Here is a 20,428-nt window from a genome sequence, read left to right on the forward strand (position 1 = left end):
TAAAAGCGATGCAAAAGTAGCAAAAATAAAGCAATTTAAAGCCGTCGTTATTTAGAATAAATATAGGTTTAATTTAACTGTCTGTTAACAAGATGTAAACAGAAGATAAAATACTTTTGTTATAAATTAATACCACAAATGATTGCCTATTCAAAAAAAATACCTCACTTAACTATTTTAACGCTATTATTATTTTTTTCCGGATGTCAAAAAGAATTTGGGAGTGATAATTTTACGGCTTATTTTGGTGGTGAAGTCATCAATCCGAAAAGTAATTTCGTCTTATTTCTCAAAGATGACGAAGTAGTTGATACGCTTTTTTTGGATAAAAACAATCGGTTTATTAAAAAATTCGATTCTCTTGCTCCCGGTCTTTATACGTTTAAACACGAACCCGAATACCAATATGTTTACTTTGATAAAAATGACAGCTTGATGGTTCGGATTAACCCCATAGAATTTGATGAGTCTATTGTTTTTTGTGGTCGTGGAGACGATAAAAACAACTTTTTAATGGAACTTTATCTTAAAAATGAAGCCGATAAAAACAAAATGTTTGATGTGTTCGATTATCCGGTTGAACAATTTATTGCCAGTTGTGATTCGGCCTATAAAAGTAAAGTATCCTTTTATGAAGCTAAAAAAGAGAAATTGAAATGGACAGATGATTTTGATTTGTTTGCCAAAACAATGTTGAACTATCACCATTTTTCTAAAAAGGAAATTTATCCGATGGCTCACAAAATGAGAACCGGCGAAAACATTAGTAATCTGTTGCCGGCAGATTATTACGCTTACCGTAAAGAGGTAGATTTTAACAACAATCTATTGGTTAATTATTCTCCTTTTGTGCGGTATTTAACTCATTTCTTAGGCAATGTTTCATTCAGTGAAACACATGCTGTAAATGTGGAAGATGAAGACCTGGCACAACACATTCACAAATTGAACATAGCCGATACCCTTTTTAAAAACGAAAAAATAAAAAATAAGATTTTAGATAATATTGCTTTTTCTTATTTATTAGAAGATCAAAACATTGTAAATAATCAAAAGTTTTTATTGCGTTATAATGAGTTATCGACGGATAAAAGCAAACAAAACGAAATCAATAAAATTGGTACATCGATTCAAAATTTGAAATCCGGTAATGAGTTACCGAATGTAGCTTTGGTTGATTTGAATGGAAAATTGGTTAATAGCCAAACCCTATTTAATCGAAAAACTGTAATCTTCTTTTGGACAGAAAATGCTGAATCACATTTGTTGGCTGTACACAAAAAAGCATTGGCTTATTATCAAAATAACCCAAACTATCAATTTGTTGCCATTAATATTGATGAAGACCAAACTAAGTGGAAAAACTTATTAGCAAACTACCGTTTTGGTACTATTAATGAATTTAGAGCCGCTAATTTTGAGGAATTAAAAGACAAGTGGGTGATTACAAAATTACACCGTACCATCATTTTGGATGAAAACGGTAAAATTCACAACGGGTTTGTTAACCTATTTGATGTTCAATTTGCTGCTAAATTGAAATAGAAGGAAACACAAAATAAAAATCCCGTCATTTTTTTAAAATGACGGGATTTTTTATCTTTAAAAACTATTGATTAGCTTTGGCATGATCAGCCAAAAATTGAGCCAATCCAATATCTGTTAATGGGTGTTTTAGCAAACCTAAAATGGCCGATAGTGGTCCGGTCATTACGTCTGCACCAATTTTTGCACAATTGACAATGTGCATCGTGTGACGAACCGAAGCTGCCAATATTTCGGTTTGATAACCATAATTATCATAAATATCTCTGATTTCTTCTATCAAAGCTAAACCGTCAGTTGAAACATCGTCTAATCTTCCAATGAAGGGAGAAACATAAGTTGCACCTGCTTTGGCTGCCAATAGAGCTTGACCGGCAGAGAAAACTAAGGTTACGTTGGTTTTGATACCTCTGTCTGAAAAATATTTACACGCTTTTACCCCTTCTTTGGTCATGGGTAACTTTACGACAATTTGTTCATGTAATTCCGACAACTCCTCGCCTTCTTTAATCATTCCTTCGTAGTCGGTTGCAATTACTTCGGCACTTACATCACCATCTACAATGTTACAAATGTCTACATAATGTTTCAATACATTATTTTTTCCGCTGATGCCTTCTTTTGCCATCAAAGACGGGTTAGTTGTTACGCCATCTAAAACGCCTAAAGCTTGTGCTTCTTTGATTTGTTCAAGGTTGGCAGTGTCAATAAAAAATTTCATAAGTGAGTTGTGTTTAAATTCAGATGCAAAGTTACAAAAATCAATAGCAATGACAATATCAAAAGTCAATGACAATAGAAAATAGATAATCAAAAACTAAACAACATTATTTTGAAATTGATTTTTGATATTACCATTGAATCTTTAAAGTTTGTAATGCTTCATCAACATTTTTTCATACATCTTATCCGGTAAAATGCGTTTTAAAACAATTGAAAAACGTTGAAGAAAACTGCCTACTTTATAATGCACATGGGGTTGAGCGGTTTCAATAATTTTATGAATAGCATACGCCATTTCATCCGGATTACTGCCAGAATCTACATGTTCATCCATCATTTTAAGGGTGTTTCCGTAGTGAAGTTTATACGCTGAATCGTCGATTAACGGAGCATGATAACGACCTGTGGCAATATTAGTAGCAAAATCGCCAGGAGCCACATTGGTCAATTGAATACCGAACGGTTTAACTTCCATGCGAATGGCTTCTGTAATAAGTTCCAAAGCTCCTTTGGAGGCGGAATAAACACTACGGTAAGGCAACCCCATGTAACCGGCAATGGAGGTAACATTGATGATTAAACCCGATTGTTGCTTTCGCATTTGTGGCAAAACAGCTTTGATTACTTCAATGGGGCCAAAAAAATTGGTTTCAAAGTTATTCTTGATTTCTTGGGTGGGAATTTCCTCCAGCGGACCGGTAATTCCGACACCGGCATTGTTGATAACTACATCCAACCTACCTTCGTTTTGGATTAATTCGGAAACGGCTTTATTAATACTGTTCACATCACGTACATCTAATTGTAATAGTGGAAAAACCGAATCTTTTACTTGATTTGGATTTCTACTTGTTCCATAGACAACATAGCCTTTTTGATGCAAAAAAGCACCAATGGATTTACCAATTCCGGAGGAACCGCCGGTGATGAAAACGACTTTAGACATGCTTGGTTTTAAAATGCCAAAGATACAGAAAAAGTAGTTGATGAAGACTGTGCTGTTTAATTCTATTCAACAAACAAAATAGCAATAAAACAAAAATACCAAAAGCTTTAGCAAAGGTTTAGAACATATAAAGTGTTTGTCTTACTAGAATGATTTGACTTCATTTGACATGATTTGAAATGATTTGAGCCCTTTTGACTATTTTATTGCCTTTCACAGGAGTTTTGTTCGGGTTTTGTTCGGGTTTTGTTCGAACCGTGTTCGGAAAAAGAGGGTGTTTTCCGAACAAATACGGAAGCTCTTCCGAACAAATCCCGAACGAAACCCAAAAAAAGTGTCTTTTTTTGGGTTTTGTTGTAGTATTATTTTTATTTTTTTTAAACATTAAGAAGTGAAGCGTTTTTTAAATTGAATAAGTACAGGTATCACTCAGCACCTTAGCCACTTAGTCACTTTTATAATTTATTTTTATATATTTGTTTTTTATTATACGCCATATGACTATATCTATCCGAAAAATTGAGCACAGAGAAGCAGTACGCATTGGTATTTTTTTTGAAAAAAATTATACCATTCAACAACAATTAAAAACGATTGGTGCGGTGTACAGCAAGACTTTTCAATGTTGGTACATCGATTACTCCAAAGTAGCTTATCAACAACTTAAAGCCTTATTTCCTGATTTACAGATTCAGCAACCGGTGGCCGGTGAAACAAGTAGCCGTGACCTTCCACCCACAGCAACAAGCGACATTCAGTTAGGTTTACCACCACTAAACAATCCTGAACACAAAGTGACACCCTCACTTCAAACAAAATTACAGCCGAAACTGTTAAACAACATTGGCAAATATTGGGTTTTTACATTGCGGTATCATCAATTGATCAACAAACAACTTTTATCGGTTAAGGGTGTTTATTGGAATGCCAATTATAAATGTTACATGGCCTTGCGACATCCGGATGTAAAAAAATCGGTGGAGCAAATTCTTGAACAGCCTCATTTCTTTGGTGAAGATTACCTCAGTAAAGAGCGTAGTTTTAAAGGCGAAAAAATCATCATTAAACCTCATTTGGAAGACGAGGCTTGGATGGAAGTCTATGTACCTAAATTAGTAGCCGTACATGAAAAAATCAAACGTTTTTCGATGGCACGTTACAGCAAAATAAAAGACTGTTATTTGATTCCTGCTGCTCCCGTAGCTTATGAGAGTTTGGGTTTACAAATGGACGTTTTATCAATTGAAATGGTCAATCAACTTCCACCCAATTACCTACAAAAGAAACATTTACCCAACCGAAAACAAATTGAATTACGCAATGCAAAGACGCGTATTTTTGACCAAGTTCCGGAAGTGGGTAGGCCTTTTGTAGTAAAAATGATGGACACCATTATGGCCTGTAACTACAGTTACAACACTTTACAATCTTACAGTAGTGCATTTATTCAGTTTTTGAAGGAGTTTGACTTTCGAGATCCTGCTACTATTGAGCCAGATGCCATCATCCGTTTTTTGGCCTCCTTGATGGAACGCGGATTAAGTGCCTCCAGCGGTCATACAATGGTAAATAGTATTCAATTTTATTACCATCAGGTGTTGGATAAAAAATATTACACGTTTAAATTGCCTCGACCAAAGAAAGAGAAAAAATTACCAACGGTGCTAACCATGGAGGAGTGTTTACAAGTATTTAAGGCTGTAGACAACCCCAAGCATAAGTTACTTTTATTGATTGGGTATGGAGCCGGATTACGTGTAGGCGAAATTGTGACTTTACAATGGAATGATATTTTGTTTGATGAGCATAAGATTCATTTAAAGAACGCAAAGGGCAAAAAAGACCGCATGGTTATGCTACCCTACTCAATTATTCAGTCGTTACTGGTTTATAAAAAATTGTACAAAGGCAAACAATATGTTTTTGAAGGACAATTTGCCGGAGAACCTTACAGCACTACGAGTGTTCAAACGGTTATGCGACAGGCTTTGGAAAAAAGTGGATTAAGCAAAAAAGCTACCGTTCATACCTTACGACACAGTTTTGCCACGCATTTATTGGAGAATGGCACGGATATTCGCTATATTCAACAATTCTTGGGTCACGCCAGCATTAAGACTACCACCATTTATACGCATTTGACCAAAAGTGCCGTGGATAAAATAAAAAGTCCGTTAGATATTATGGTGGATGAAAATAACAGGAAAAAACTTGAGTAGTTATTTTGCGGATTAAAAAAAGTTATATAAACTTGTGTATATTTACTAGTTGCCTGTAATTATGAACGACTATTACGTTTACATACATCTGAATCCAACGACTAACGAAATTTTCTACGTTGGAAAAGGCAAAGGACACAGAAAATCAGCAAAGACTTCTCGGAACGAAAAATGGACTGAATATGTTTCAAAACTGTCTGAACCGCACAAAGTTTTAGTTTTAAAAGAAAATTTAAGTGAAAAAGATGCTTTGGACTTGGAAAAAAAAGTTCTGAAAAAAATTGACTTTCATTATGACGATACAACAACAAATATTGCAGAATCTGAACCTGACTGGAACGAAAATAGTGGAATTCTAATCAAATTAGATTTTGGAAATATCTTTTCGGAATCAGACAAAACGATTAGTTACCGATTTCAAAATCTGACTGACAAAGAAATAATTAAATCCTTACTTGATTTTCCAAACGAAATCAAACTTTCAGAAATACAAAAAGAATTTGATTTGATTTGCGATTTCTTCCACGATAATTATGACAAATTGGAGGAAATTGACGATGACCTATTTATGGATATAGAAAGTGCATTAGACTCAATAAATGACTTAATAGACGAATACAAAGTTTCGGATAACGAGAATCTGACCGAATTCCTTAAAGACTTGGAAAGAGAAAGATTTGATGTAGAATTTATTCTCGACGAGAAACCAAAAGGAATGCAAAAGCAAATTGCCAAAAGAATTATTAATTGGATAGACGAAAAAATAAAAAAATAACTACAGGCAACAATGGCTATAATTCATTGCGGTTGAATTCCTCATCGGAATTCAACGCAAATTTGCTATCTTTCGGCTACGGCGGAAAGAATCCTGCGGATTTTTCCGCAACGAAATCATAGCCTAGACCGTTATGCAGCACCCGAAGAAGATACTACGACTTAAATTAAGATGACAGTGAAAAAAATTACACGCGGAATAAATAAGGACTTTGCAGACGCATTCAAACAATGTGAACTTGATAAGCTTTTAGCAGACCATAAAGACGAATTATTTATTGGAGTTCGAAATAACTATTTGAATCTTTATTACAATTGCGACAGTATTGCGAAAGTTGAATATAAACAAGGTAAAATAATTTGTGAGATAGATAAATATTATCTTGATGGAAAACATTATAAGGGCAGTAATAAAACAAAGAAAATTGATTCTTCCGAAATCTATAAAAATTACCAAACAATTAAAGCAAACAGTAACACTAAAGCGACAGACGAAAAAAAATCACAATCAAAATTAGTCCTTTTGAACAACAATAATAAGGATTCAAGATGGTACTGTTTTGATGTTGAATGGGTAAAAGCATTTGAGAATCAACAACAGAAAAATGAAGCAAAATTTAATGGACGGTTTGACATTATGGCTATTTCAAAAAAGAAACCACAGAAAGTTGCTTTAATTGAACTAAAATACGGCAATGGTGCAATTGGAGGGGAAAGTGGAATATTCAAACACATCGAAGATTTTAAAAAATATAAAGACAAAAAATATTTCGACAAATTTGAAATTTGTCAAATAATTGAGAGTCAAAAGTTTCTTGGAGTAAACCTTCCTGATTCATTAAAAAATCTATCAATAATGGATATTGGAGGCTATGAATTTTATGTAATCACATTGAATAATAATTCCGAAAATATTAATGGAAGTACTCCAAAACAAACAATGTCGGGTTATCTTTTTAGTGATAAACGTTGGAATTGTAAAAAAGTATCCCAAAAAACAGTACAAGCCAGCTTTGGCGATGTAACAGACATAAATAATTCACTACACGTAAATTTCTTGTTTTCAAAACAAAATCTTGATGGGTTGATAATTAATGATATCATAGAACATACTGACTATGAAAGAGAATAATAGTTTTAGAGAAAAAAGAAAACAGCATGATTTAAAACTAATCGAAGCTGGCAAAATTTTTAATGGCGACAAAGGAAAGAAACCATACTTTTTACGAGACAAAAATAATCTAAACGGCATTTGGTTACCGAAAGCCGACTTACTTATGAATAGTAAAAACAATTTTTATCCTCAAATTGCAGATGAAGTAATCTTGTATTTTGCTCTAAATAGTATTTCATTTCATCATTTAGAAGGAGACACCGACGTTGGTTTTTGTATCCCTTCTGGTCATACTCTATCATCTCAAATTGCATGTTTAAATCATCTTTATCCGCTACGTTACGACAAAGAAGCAGTTCTTTCCATTGCAAAGCAGATTAATTCTGAAATTGTAGATGTCATGCAAATTGAATCAGATACATTTTTACCAGGGTTCATTTCATTTGAAGTTATTAGCAATATTGACCATTTGAACGAAACAAAAGGGAGTCAAAAGCTTACTCGTGGGACAATGTGTACTTCTGTAGATGCGTTGATTTATGGTAAACTTAAAGACGACAATAAAATAATCATTCCAATTGAATGGAAATATACTGAAAATTACCACGAAGACGGAAAGATAGACAAAGATTATTCTATTGAAAATAGAGGGAAAGAAAAAGAGGGAAAAGGGAATGAGCGTTTGCATCGATATTCCGACCTGATTAATTGCTCAGAACAACTTTCATGGAAAGAAGATGACTACAAAAGTTCTGTGTATTTTTTTGAGCCATTTTACCAACTTATGCGGCAGACACTTTGGGCAGAACAAATGATAGCGAATAAGAAAACTGAAACAACCAAAGCAGAAAAATTTATTCATGCACATATAATTCCAAACGAAAACGAAGAATTGCTACAATATGAATATCCTGTCAGCATGAAAGGTATGAAAGAAACATGGGAATCATGTTTGACAGACATTAATAAATATAAAATAATTGAGCCGAAGAATCTCCTTGCAAACATAGATAAAGCTAAATATCAAACACTTATTAATTACCTGACAACTAGATATTGGAACGACAATGAATAAATAAACGGGCGACTGCATAACAAAGGCTAAAATCAAGCGGGCAGAGTGTGGTAATTTGAAGGGCAGTGCAACTAATAAACTGCATCGTAAATTGACAGTGAAGTGCTCCGAAATGCCCGCCAGCTTTTAGCCTCAGCCGTTGTGCACAAGCTGAAAAAATGAGAATTACACAAAAAGATAAGGAAAAACTCGATTTAGCATTTAACGAATCGAAAATAAACTATGTTGGAATTAAATCGGATACAGTTGAAATCCTTATGGATTGTATTTCTATGAATTCAGAAAATAAATTCCCAGAAGATGACCGACACAAATTTATGTTTAATGATTTTGGGAGAATAGCAATTAGTTACAGATTGGGAGAATGGGACAATGAAAAAGCAGAAATAATAAAAATTAACGAAACTGAATTGAAGTCAAAATTTGACAAGTTAAAGTTGGACTCAATGTATGGCTGGGAATATATCAATCTTGGAGACAAAACCTTTGACGATTGGAATGAAAAATTAAGTCTTGACCTAATTAAAAAAGACAATTGGAATGAAATGAATACGATTGACTTATTTGCAGAACAAATCGGAAAAGATGCTGTGACAATCGATATCAGAATTTGGTTCACAGACTTTCAAATTTTCGACTATTTTGGAAAAGAAATAACGAAAACGGAATTTGTTGCAAATGCTGAAAGAGGTTGGAATCAACTATACAAAACTGGAATTTCGTCTGATAATCATAAAACAAAAATAATTGAATAAAAGCCAGTGCACAACAATGTATAACCGCAATTACGGCGGATTCGACTACGTCCGAATCCACTCGGAATTGCTAACGTCAGTGCCAAACCGAAAATAATCGCTAATTTAACCCGTAACTGACGGTTATACGAGACCGTTAGCTGCAAGTGTACAAAAAATCACGTATAAAAATGAAATATTACCTTTTCCTTCTATTAATTTTTTCATTAAAATTAACTGCTCAAAACTTTGAAAATTCAATTGAAAAAACTGAGAAATTAGTTGAGAAATTTCAAGGCAAAAACAAAATTCCTGGGATTGCTATTTCAATTTCTTATAAAGATAAACTTATCTATTCAAAAGGATTTGGAGTTTCAAATTTAGAAACAAAAGAACCAATTGATCCGTCAAAAACAAAATTTAGAATTGCAAGTATGACAAAAAGTCTAACTGCATTAACTATCGGAAAATTAATGGAAATGGACTCTATTGACATTAATAAAAGTGTATATTCTTACCTAAAAAAATTACCTAAGAAAAAATATGACTTTACAGTTAAAGATGTTGGAGGACATTTGGCTGGAATTATAAGAGTTCCAACCGGAGAAAGATACGATTGTAAAAATACATATTCACAAGCGGATTTTTATAACTCTTTTGAAAATGACGATTTACTTTTTGAACCAAAAAAACAATTGAGTTACAGTAATTACGGATATAAATTGCTTGGCTTAATAATTGAACAACAATGTGGAGATAATATTACAAATTGTCACCGAAAATTAATTTTAGATAAGTTAAATCTTGACAATATAACTCCCGATTCTAAAAATAACGAATCTTTAAACAATAATTTTTACATTGAAGAAAAAGGACAAAATGTTTTAGCTCCTTGTCTGGATTGCACATTCAAACACGCTCAAGGTTGTTACATTTCTACGTCTGAAGACATTATTAAATTAGCTAATGGAATAATTTATAAAGACCGATTATTAAAAGAAGAAACGATTAAAGAGCTTATTAAAAGTCAAGAAACACTTGATGGAAAAAAAACGGGATATGGATTTGGGTTTTCTTCAAGAAGAGATTTTTTTGGAAACTATTTTTTTGGGCATAACGGAGGTTACCAAGGAACCACAACAGAATACAGAATATATCCCAAAGAATCACTTGTCATAACGGTTTTAACAAATAAAAGTGGAGATTTTAGATTAGATGATTTGTTAAATGAAATAGGATTTCAATTTATTGAGCAAATTAAATAAAAACACCTGCAGCTAACATCGTATTGCTAAAATGCGGGATTGAAGGCTCTTGCGTTAAAAGTTTTGTAAAATTTAGTCGCAAAAAAATGTTTCCGCTTCCATTTTTTATTAATTTAGTCAGCGGAAAACATTTTTTGCTTTTTGCAGTTTTTAAGAGAAATTTCAGGTGTAAAAGCCCGCACTTCAGCAATACGTTTCTCGTTAGTGGCTATTTTAGGACGGTACTTCGTAAGAACAAAACGACTTCAAAAGAATGAACTATAAAAGCATTGCTGAAAATATAATTGACTTGAAAAATGCAGACTTAGCATTAAGGGAGAAACTAATTCAAAGCCGACAACTTAGTAATGGGTATAACGAAGAAATGAAAGAGTTGCATAACAGAAATGCTAAAATATTAAGCGACATAATAGACAAAATCGGCTATCCGACAATGGACAAAGTTGGTAAAGAAGCAAACGAGGCGACTTGGTTAATAATACAACATTCTATCGGACAACCTGAATTTATGAAAAAATGTGCAAAACTGTTGAAAAAAGCCGTTAGCGAAAACAAAGCAGCTCCGAAAAGTTTAGCCTATCTAACTGACAGAATAGCAGTTTTTGAAGGTAAGAAACAACTTTACGGAACTCAATTTGATTGGGACGAATATGGAAATTTAAGTCCAAATCATTTTGACGACTTAACCAAAGTAAATGAAAGAAGGAAATCAATAGGACTTAACACACTTGAAGAGCAAACGGAGATTATAAGAAAACAGGCGGAAAATGAAAATCAATTGCCACCGACAGACCTTGAAAAAAGAAAGCAGGAAATTGAAGAATGGAAAAGAAATGTAGGTTGGACAAAATAAAAACAGCCACTAACACGGGTTTTGCGTCAGGCGGGCTGACGTGCAAACCTGAAGCTTTGTGCTACTCATAAACTTTAGTAATAAATAGAAACTTTGTGCTTCGAAACCCGCCCGAACGCAAAGCCCGAAACCGTCAGGCTGTGAAAAAACCCACTTTCCTTCAAAATTTTATTTTATAAATCGCTTATAACTTTGTTTTAAGCCACTCTAAATTGGGTTGTGTTTTGATTGGTTTCAAAAATGATTTGAGCTAAATACAGCTTTAAATATGTCGTTTTTAAACAAAACAAGAACTTTTTCTTGTAGGGTGAGTTCCAAGTGTGTAGTTTGGCTATTAAATCGGGTACACCAAGGATGTTGATCGAGCGTTTGATATTATAAACCAACATAATTAAGCTGTGTTCTCCGTTTACTTTTTCGAGTCCTATTAAGTCGGTGTAGTTGTAGCCCCATTTGCGTTTGATTGTTCCAAAGATGTGTTCGTTTATTTCTTGCCGCTTTCGGTAGAGTTGAGGGTTGGCTTGATAACGTTTTTGATTTTCTTCTACGGCATCGGCATATTGGCTTCTATCGATTTCTCGTCCTCCTTTTCTACTGGTGCATTGGTCTTTTACCGGGCAGGTTTTGCAAGCTGATGTGCGGTATTTTTGGAACATATAACTTGTATTTTCTCCATCTCTGGTTTTCTTGTGCCAACTGCCCGAAGTGGTAAGAATTTGACCCTCAGGACAAGTGTAGGTGTTGTTTTCTTTATTGTAGATAAACTTGGATACCAAGTAATCGGGTTGTGTACCATTTTCGTTGCTCTTGCCTTGGTCTGGAACCGCTACGATGGTGGTGATGCTGTCTTTTTTACAGGTTTCTATTTCTCTTCCGTTGTGATAACCTTTGTCTACTAATACGGTAAAGGTTGCTACTTCGAGGTTTTCTTTGGCTTCCTTTGCAATGGCCGAAAGTGCGTTTTTATCATTTCGATTTATGGTGTGCGTGGCTACTACCAAGTTGTGTTTGTCGTCTACGGCGGCTTGAATGTTATACGACACTTCGACCACTTGACCTTGAACCAACAAAGCTCTAGCATCGGGATCGGTAGTACTTACTTGCGGTTCGCCACTGGCTTGGAGCTGTTCTTCCAGCAGTTCGTAGCGGATTTTATTTTGCTTTAAACGCTCTATCTTTTGTTGAATATTAGTAATCGTTGTGGTGTTTTCTTGGCTGTCGTTTTGCTCTAAAGCGGTGAGATATTCTTCGGTTTTAGCTTCGATATACGCTAAGTGCTTGTCTATTTTCTTTTGATTGAAGTTGGCCTTTTTGCTATTGTGGGCTCTGGATTTAGTGCCATCAATGGCAATGGTATTTCCGGAAATTAAATCGGCCTCTTTTAAAAACGAAACAAAAAGTTTAAAGAGTTGTTTCAGGGCTTGGGGATTGTCTTTCCTAAAATCAGCTATCGAGTGATAATTGGGACTAATTGCCTCTAACAGCCATTGCATCTCCAGATTGCGAAGGCATTCTTTTTCGAGTCGTCTCGAACTGCGAATACCGTTGAGATAACCGTATAAATAGATTTTTAAAAACACTACGGTATCAAAACTCGGACGACCTTCTGATTTTAAAACTCTTGGGGTAAATCCTAATTTTTCTAAATCGATATTACCCACAAAAGCGTCAATAAATCGAACAGGATTCTCAGCGGATATAGTATCTTCTAAACTCGATACTTGTAACTGGTTACGGGAAATTCCTTGGATATGTTGCATCTTTAAATATAAACCTTTTCTGTTTTTCTTACAAGTTTTTTGGTATATTTGTTAGAAGGATTACTGCGTCAATTCGCTACCGCTCGGGTGTGGAGGTTTTTTCACAGTCTGACGTTGTAGGGCATTAAAACAGAAACCCTTAAATTTGAAACTTATAAAAATATAATATGCGAACCTTTAAAAATAGAAAGATGTAACCTTCGGAGTCCAAAGTTGAATTGAGAATTCAATAATCGAAAAGAGTGAAAAAATAATTATAATTTAAAGTACAATAAGATGAGTAAAATATATTTTACCTCAGACCACCACTTTGGACATAAAAATATAATCAAATTTTCTGAACGCCCTTTTAAGGATGTGAATGAAATGGATGAAATTTTAATCCAAAAATGGAATGAAAAAGTAAACCCAGAAGATGAAGTTTATCACTTAGGTGATGTTGGACTTTCTTCTTCGGGAAAATTAAGAAAAATTCTTGACAGACTGAACGGAAAAATTTATCTGATTAATGGAAATCACGAAAAATCAGCCCAAGATTGTCACTCAAGATTTGAATGGATAAAAGACTATTATGAACTAGTCGTTAAAGATGATGAATTTGAAAGAGGCGAACAATTGATTGTCCTTTTTCATTATGCAATGAGAGAATGGAACGCTTCACATTGGGGAGCATATCATTTATACGGTCATTCTCACGGAACATTATCTGACGACCCAACTTCACGTTCATTTGACATTGGAGTTGATTGTCATAATTTTTATCCACTATCATATGAAGAGGTTAAAGCGATTATGAAAACTAAAAGCTGGAAACCACCATTTGAAAAGGGTAATAGATAATAACGCCCTACAACAAGGTATAAAAAACATAGGGCGTTTGGAGTTAAATTCAAACGTCCTTGTTACTTACAAATTTTAGACATTAACCGAAACGTACGGCTTGTCAACTGCCCTACGTTTCTTATACAAATACGTTAAGTCAAAATTGGCTACGCCTACGGACAAATCGCAACTGCGTTGAAAAGTAATCAACCGAAAAAGAAGCTAATAATCCTGAATTGGTAGCGACTTCTCAAACCGATACCTTAAAATTCACCTCTGGAATACGAGCTATCTTTTAAGACAGTAATGGCAATTATTGGTTTGGAAGTCATAATGAAGGCTTAAGTTTTTATATTGGAACATTACTAATTGAACAAAATAGAAAAAAACAAGTCGGAATAAAAAATCTGTTTACCTGAAATGATAAAAATTTTTTGCCCATAAAAATAACAAACAACACAAATAAAATGAAGTTACCAGCTAAAGAAATAATTGTATCAATTGTCCTATTCTTTTTTTTATCAGCTGATTTATACTCGCAAAATAATAAGCCATCAGCTCCTACAACATTTTTTGTTCTATTCCATACTCCGGGAAAAAATTGGGTGGCATCATTGCCTTTTAAAGAACAACCCAATGTAATGGAACATGTTAAATACATGTCAACTTTTTTGGAAAGCAAAAAACTCATCATGGGTGGTCCTTTTTTAGATAATAGCGGCGGTATGATGATTTATAGTTGTGAAAAAATCGAAGAAGCTCTTAAAATAGCAAATGATGACCCTTGTGTTAAAAATGGATTATTAAATGTTGAAGTAAAGCAATGGTTTGTGCCAATGAAAACAATTGAACAAAAAAATTAATAAATAGCATTATAAATATTAACCTACTTCCTTTCCTTTTTTTGAGTCAGTAAATCCAATTGAGATTAACTTTATATCAAATTTTTAATTGCATCATGCTTAATTAATTTCACTTCACTTTTTTGAGTATTGATGAGTAAAAGTATTTTGCTCGTATTTATTTGCTTTTAAGTAAATACCACTGTGTGTGCTATTGCTAAAGCTGTTATTTTTAAAAACCATTAATTAATGGTATATTTGAAAAGTCTGTTATTGAAGTCACATGTTTACCAAGTGATATAACCAAAGGAATAAATTTCCATTTACTTTATAAATGAACAAAAAAACAGTAAATCACAGATCACTATCAATCATTGCCGGTATTAGCTATTTGATAATTTTTTTCTCCGCAGTATTTGCCAATTTCTTTGTAATAGCATCAATTCAAAACGAGCCTTTGGTAACGCTACAAGAAAATCAACTGATGGTACGATTAGGAATAATGGCTTTTTTACTCACCGTTGTTTTTGATGTAGTAGTAGCATGGGCCTTACAAAAACTATATCATGACCATGTTTTAAGTAGTCTCAGTACTTATTTCAGACTGATGCATGCAGCCATAATGGGTGTTTCTGTCTATGCTATTGTAGAATGTTTATCGCTATCGTCTGAGGTCGAAATCATCAAACACATTGATACATTTAATACCATTTGGTTGATTGGGTTATTCTTTTTTGGCTTCCACCTCATTCTTTTAGGGCAAATACTCAAAAGACCTTTATTAATTTCTATTTTTCTCATTATTGCCGGCTGTATGTACATTATAGATACCGGTGCACATTTTTTGCTTTCTGATTATAAAAAATACAGTTCAATATTTATCCTTTTAGTTGCTATACCAAGCGTTATTGGTGAAATGGCTTTGGCAATTTGGCTTTTAGCCAAGAAAGACCGTATAAAATAAATACATCGAAATGATAAAGTTTTTTAGAAAAATAAGAAAAAAAATGCTCTTTCAAGCAAATACCATTCAATACTTAAAGTATGCAATTGGTGAAATTATTTTAGTCGTTATTGGTATCTTGATAGCCCTACAAATCAATAATTGGAATCAACGCCGATTAGATAAAAAAAATGAACAAATTTATTTGAATGGATTAAAGGAAGAATTTCAAATTAGTAAACGAAAGTTAGAAGAATTGAGAAGCGTTAATCAAAAAAATTACAACGGAGCAAAAAAAATAATTGAATATATCAACTCAGAAAATCAATTACCCACAGAAGAACTGTTTTCTAAATTATTGTATCAAACATTTTCTAATGATATTGCCTATAATCCTAATAATTCTCTTTTGAATGAAATGATTAATTCGGGTAATCTAAAAAACCTGAGCAATACATCCTTACGAAAAGAATTAACCAATTGGATTTCTTCATTAGAAGATGTTGCAAAACAAGAAGATGAGTTGTCGATTCAACGCGTAAAAGTATTGGATATGTTTCGAAACAGTGAAACTGATTTAAGTGCCATTTTTAAACATGCCGGTATTATTGATATGCTGGGTTTACCCAATACCAAAACAGAAATCAGTAATCTGATTTTATTAAATTCAAACGAATTTCATAATAATGTCTTAATGTTTATCTTCACAAATTATGCAACTGAAAAAGCACATTTTGAACCCTTGATGCAGGATTTGAATACTATCATCAAACAAATAAATCAAGAATTAGATCAACAGTAAATTCGCACTTCATCAACAATGATTAAAAACCCCAAAAAAAATAGTATTCGAATTATACTGCTCGTCGGAACTATAATTTCGCTCTATTTTGTTCCTTGGCCTCTTGTAAAAGCTTGGGTAAAACCTTTGCCAAATTCTGTACAAGAGCAAGTAAACGCTGCATTGGACATGGGTTTTGACGGAATTATTGTATATGTAGATGGACCTAAAAATGATTCAGCACATTTTGTAGCTGGTTTAAAAAACAGAGCAAACAGAATTCCGGTTGATCAAAATGCTCTTTTTAAAATTGCCAGTGTAGGAAAACTTTATTATGCCCTGGCTATTGCCAAATTAGTGCGAAGTGAAAAACTTTCTTTAGATAAAACCCTTACCGATTATTTACCCGAGTTAAAAGGCCGAATTGAGTATGCAGAGCAAATCACCTTAAAAATGATGGTACAACACCAAAGCGGAATTCCAAATTATACTGACACTTATATGTATTGGGCAAATCCTAAAGAAACAGCTGATGAAAATCTTGCTCTCATATTAAATAAACCTGCTAATTTTAAACCCGGTGAAAAATATCAATATTCAAATACAAATTATTTATTAATCGATAGAATTATTAACAAAACACTAGGATATCCTACCTTTCATTATATACAAAAAGAAATTCTGGATCCTTTAAACCTGCACCACACTTTTGGCTCCATTACAAATGTAAACATAGAGGATGTTATGAGTGGTTACTATGTAGGATATGACAAAGATTTAAAAACAGAGAACAATGGTTCTATGCTTGCCACAGCAAAAGATTTGGGAAAATTTATCCGAGCATTGAATGACGGTACGGTATTTAAAGATAAAAAAGAACAAGAAATTTATAGTGCTATTTATGAATTCGGACATACCGGATTAATTCCCGGTTACCAAACAATTGCCAAATACCATGCAGATATTGATACGGTAGTCATTCAATTTACCAATACGGTAAATTTTGAAGGTTATCTTTGGAGTTTATCAGAGATTGAATACAACCGAATTGTAAAGATATTGAGAAAAAAAAGTAATCGGAATAAATAGATTTTCCAAAAGAGCAATACTACCTTAGTAGTATAATTCGCTTCGCATTATTGTTACAAATATAACAATTTGTTGTTTTTTGTTTTATTCAGTCAGAAAATTGTACGCTGTTCACTTTACGTCTACATTTGCCGAAAAATTGAAATGAACTCCTCCGATTTATTACATTTAGCCGAGCGATTTGGAAGCCCCTTATACGTTTACAATGCCGAAAAAATTGAATCTCAATACAATCGTTTAGTCAATGCCTTTTCAAAAGTAGAACGATTGCAAATCAATTATGCCGTCAAAGCTTTGTCTAACCTTTCAATACTAAAATATTTTAATAAACTCGGATCGGGTTTAGATACGGTTTCATTTCAAGAAGTTCAATTGGGCATAGCTGCCGGTTTTGATCCGAATCGCATCATCTTTACTCCAAACGGCGTTTCTATTGATGAAATTGAAGAAGTAGCGGCATTGGGTGTTCAAATCAACATTGATAATTTATCTATCTTAGAACAATTTGGTACAAAACATCCGCAAACTCCGGTATGCATTCGTATCAATCCGCACGTGATGGCAGGCGGCAACACCAATATATCGGTAGGTCATATTGATAGTAAATTTGGTATTTCTATTCATCAATTGCCACATTTACTTCGCATTGTAGAAAATACAAATATGCACATCAACGGCATTCACATGCACACCGGTTCTGATATTTTAGATATTGAGGTGTTTTTGTATGCTGCTGAAATTCTTTTTGAAACAGCCAAAAATTTTAAAACATTAGATTTTATAGATTTTGGAAGCGGATTCAAAGTGCCTTATAAAAAAGACGACATTGAAACCAACGTAGAAGAGTTAGGAAAGAAATTAGCGAAACGCTTTAACCAATTTCAAGCGGAGTATGGCCGCCCACTAACCTTGGCTTTTGAACCGGGAAAATTTTTAGTAAGTGAATCCGGTTATTTTTTGGCTAAAGTAAATGTGGTGAAGCAAACTACTTCCACTGTCTTTGCAGGAATTGACAGTGGATTTAATCATTTAATCAGGCCAATGTTATACGGGTCATATCACCATATAGACAATATTTCAAACCCTAAAGGAAAAGAACGTTTTTATTCAGTGGTGGGCTACATCTGTGAAACCGATACGTTTGCCAACAACCGCAGAATTGCTGAAATCAAAGAAGGAGATATTTTATGTTTCCGAAATGCCGGTGCATATTGTTTTTCTATGGCTTCTAATTATAATTCAAGATATCGCCCGGCAGAAGTACTTTGGTATGAAGGAAAAGGGCATTTAATTCGGCAACAGGAAAACATGGAGGATATTTTGAGAAATCAGATTGAGATTACTTTTTGATATTACGCTAACCAACATAACTGTAAAAAAGTCGGAATTGAATTTCGACTTTTTTTTTGACTTGTAATTAATACTAAATTAACGGTTTTTTTATTTCCTTTTTCTACTTTTGAAAAAAATTAATACCCTATGAACAGAAGGAATTTCTTCAAAAACGGCTCAATGGTTACATTGGGTGCAGCGTTAGCTAATCCGCTTGAATCCTTACTTTTATCTGAGGATGTGGCAACAGCTCAAAAAAATAAAAAAGCAAAAAACATCATCATGTTGGTGAGTGACGGCATGAGTTCCGGAACGTTAAACATGGCCGATATATATCTTCAACAAAAAAACGGAAAAGGTTCAAACTGGTTAAATTTATATCGTGAAAACATTGTTTCTAGGGCGTTAATGGACATGGCTTCGGCCTCTTCTATTGTTACCGATTCGGCTGCTGCAAGTTCTTCATGGGGAAGTGGCTTTCGTGTGAAAAACGGTGCGTTAAATATCGGTGTAAACGGAGAAGAATATTTACCCATTTGGCAAAAATTTAAAAAAGCCGGTAAAATGGCGGGGTGTGTAACAACCGTTCCTATTACGCATGCCACTCCGGCCGGTTTTTGTGTAAATAGTAAAAGTAGAAACAGCCAAGCTGATATTGCCGAATCTTATTTAACTCAAAATTTTGATGTATTGATGGGTGGTGGTCAACAGTATTTTTCTCCTAACTCCAGAACAGATAAAAAAGATCTCTATACAGCTTTTCAATCCAAAGGGTATCAAGTAGTAAAAACAAGAGCAGAAATGTTTGCTACATCAAACACCAAGCCTATTTTAGGTGTTTTTGCTGAAGACGGACTTCCCTACTCCATTGATTGTAAAAACATAAAAGATTTAGTAAATACCATTCCTACTCTCGCCGAAATGACTCAAAAAGCCATTGATAGCATGAAAAATCATAAAAATGGTTTTGTATTGCAAGTGGAAGGCGGAAAAGTAGATTGGGCAGCTCATGCTAATGATATTGCCGGATTACTGTATGATCAAGTGGCTTTTGATGAAGCGGTAAAAGCGGCCATCGACTTTGCTGAAAAAGACAAAGAGACATTAGTGATTATTACCACCGACCATGGAAATGCCAATCCGGGATTAATATATGGTCACAATGTGAACAATCATTTTGACAGTGTTCAACATTTTAAACATACAAATGAATGGATATTAAATGGTTTTACAGCCAACACATCAACCAATCAAATTAAGGAACGGATTGCGTTTGCGAATGGTTTTAACTTAACTGATGAGGAAGCCAAAACAATTTTAAGTTATTATACTAATTTGGAAAAAAAGGATGACGGATTATATAATTATAAAAACCTCCCTTATAAAATCTTTGCCGAAATGCAAAAAAGCAGAACATCCGTAGGATGGATAAGTATGGATCATTCTGCCGATTATACTGAATTGGCGATGTTTGGACCGGGAAGCGAAAAATTGAAACCCTTTATTAAAAACACCGATTTACATTATTTTATGCTGGAAGCAGCAGAGGTGGAAAATAAATTTTAAAGTTACCTGCCTTATAATCTAAAAAAACACAGCTTAAGGCTGTGT

General features: G+C 33.8%; 18 protein-coding genes. 15 read left to right on the forward strand and 3 right to left on the reverse strand.

Annotation, left to right across the window (positions count from 1 at the left end; translation table 11 throughout):
- The first annotated feature begins 138 nt into the window (after positions 1-138).
- Positions 139-1,545, forward strand: a complete 1,407-nt coding sequence (locus R2782_RS05990) for a TlpA family protein disulfide reductase (RefSeq protein ID WP_371267169.1) — start codon at positions 139-141, stop codon at positions 1,543-1,545.
- Between the two features lie 64 nt (positions 1,546-1,609).
- On the opposite strand, the gene fsa is transcribed toward R2782_RS05990, so the two are convergent.
- Complete coding sequence (fsa, locus tag R2782_RS05995; RefSeq protein ID WP_371267170.1) at positions 1,610-2,266, reverse strand: fructose-6-phosphate aldolase; 657 nt, start codon at positions 2,264-2,266, stop codon at positions 1,610-1,612.
- 144 nt (positions 2,267-2,410) lie between these two features.
- Positions 2,411-3,214 (reverse strand): SDR family oxidoreductase, encoded by an 804-nt coding sequence (locus R2782_RS06000; RefSeq protein WP_371267171.1) that lies wholly within the window; start codon positions 3,212-3,214, stop codon positions 2,411-2,413.
- Between the two features lie 497 nt (positions 3,215-3,711).
- On the opposite strand from R2782_RS06000, the gene R2782_RS06005 reads away from it, so the two are divergent.
- From R2782_RS06005 to R2782_RS06035, 7 genes are all read left to right on the forward strand, one after another.
- Complete coding sequence (locus R2782_RS06005; protein ID WP_371267172.1) at positions 3,712-5,433, forward strand: tyrosine-type recombinase/integrase; 1,722 nt, start codon at positions 3,712-3,714, stop codon at positions 5,431-5,433.
- Between the two features lie 61 nt (positions 5,434-5,494).
- Entirely contained in the window at positions 5,495-6,208 is a 714-nt protein-coding gene (locus R2782_RS06010) for a hypothetical protein (protein WP_371267173.1), read from the forward strand.
- A gap of 171 nt (positions 6,209-6,379) precedes the next feature.
- A complete protein-coding gene (locus R2782_RS06015) occupies positions 6,380-7,339 on the forward strand; it encodes a hypothetical protein (protein WP_371267174.1) in 960 nt (319 codons plus the stop codon).
- A complete protein-coding gene (locus R2782_RS06020) occupies positions 7,326-8,396 on the forward strand; it encodes a hypothetical protein (protein ID WP_371267176.1) in 1,071 nt (356 codons plus the stop codon). Before R2782_RS06015 ends, R2782_RS06020 begins: the two co-directional genes overlap by 14 nt.
- Before the next feature lie 158 nt (positions 8,397-8,554).
- Positions 8,555-9,151 carry a hypothetical protein gene (locus tag R2782_RS06025; RefSeq protein ID WP_371267178.1) on the forward strand — a complete coding sequence of 199 codons (597 nt, stop codon included), beginning with the start codon at positions 8,555-8,557 and terminating at the stop codon, positions 9,149-9,151.
- A gap of 170 nt (positions 9,152-9,321) precedes the next feature.
- Positions 9,322-10,395, forward strand: coding sequence for a serine hydrolase domain-containing protein (locus tag R2782_RS06030; RefSeq protein WP_371267180.1), 1,074 nt, complete (start codon positions 9,322-9,324; stop codon positions 10,393-10,395).
- A 253-nt stretch (positions 10,396-10,648) separates the two neighbouring features.
- The gene (locus R2782_RS06035; RefSeq protein ID WP_371267181.1) at positions 10,649-11,248 is read left to right on the forward strand and encodes a DUF6624 domain-containing protein; all 600 of its coding nucleotides are present in this window, start codon (positions 10,649-10,651) and stop codon (positions 11,246-11,248) included.
- 197 nt (positions 11,249-11,445) lie between these two features.
- Here R2782_RS06035 and R2782_RS06040 read toward each other — a convergent pair whose 3' ends face one another.
- Positions 11,446-13,008, reverse strand: coding sequence for an IS1182 family transposase (locus R2782_RS06040; protein ID WP_371267182.1), 1,563 nt, complete (start codon positions 13,006-13,008; stop codon positions 11,446-11,448).
- 276 nt (positions 13,009-13,284) lie between these two features.
- Between R2782_RS06040 and R2782_RS06045 the strand changes: the two genes are divergently transcribed.
- The 7 genes from R2782_RS06045 (at position 13,285) to R2782_RS06075 (ending at position 20,383) form a co-directional block, all read left to right on the forward strand.
- Complete coding sequence (locus R2782_RS06045) at positions 13,285-13,848, forward strand: phosphoesterase (RefSeq protein ID WP_371267183.1); 564 nt, start codon at positions 13,285-13,287, stop codon at positions 13,846-13,848.
- Between the two features lie 449 nt (positions 13,849-14,297).
- On the forward strand, positions 14,298-14,693 hold the full coding sequence (locus R2782_RS06050) for a YciI family protein (RefSeq protein WP_371267184.1): 396 nt from the start codon (positions 14,298-14,300) through the stop codon (positions 14,691-14,693).
- A gap of 313 nt (positions 14,694-15,006) precedes the next feature.
- A complete protein-coding gene (locus R2782_RS06055) occupies positions 15,007-15,636 on the forward strand; it encodes a DUF4386 domain-containing protein (protein ID WP_371267186.1) in 630 nt (209 codons plus the stop codon).
- 43 nt (positions 15,637-15,679) lie between these two features.
- A complete protein-coding gene (locus R2782_RS06060) occupies positions 15,680-16,417 on the forward strand; it encodes a DUF6090 family protein (RefSeq protein WP_371267187.1) in 738 nt (245 codons plus the stop codon).
- Between the two features lie 18 nt (positions 16,418-16,435).
- Positions 16,436-17,485: a serine hydrolase domain-containing protein gene (locus tag R2782_RS06065; protein ID WP_371267188.1), complete on the forward strand. Its 1,050-nt coding sequence runs from the start codon at positions 16,436-16,438 to the stop codon at positions 17,483-17,485.
- A gap of 144 nt (positions 17,486-17,629) precedes the next feature.
- Positions 17,630-18,835 (forward strand): diaminopimelate decarboxylase, encoded by a 1,206-nt coding sequence (gene lysA, locus R2782_RS06070; RefSeq protein ID WP_371267190.1) that lies wholly within the window; start codon positions 17,630-17,632, stop codon positions 18,833-18,835.
- Positions 18,836-18,964: 129 nt separating this feature from the next.
- Positions 18,965-20,383, forward strand: coding sequence for an alkaline phosphatase (locus tag R2782_RS06075; protein ID WP_371267192.1), 1,419 nt, complete (start codon positions 18,965-18,967; stop codon positions 20,381-20,383).
- Positions 20,384-20,428: the final 45 nt, after the last annotated feature.

Source organism: Flavobacterium sp. (assembly GCF_041392085.1).
GTDB lineage: Bacteria > Bacteroidota > Bacteroidia > Flavobacteriales > Flavobacteriaceae > Flavobacterium.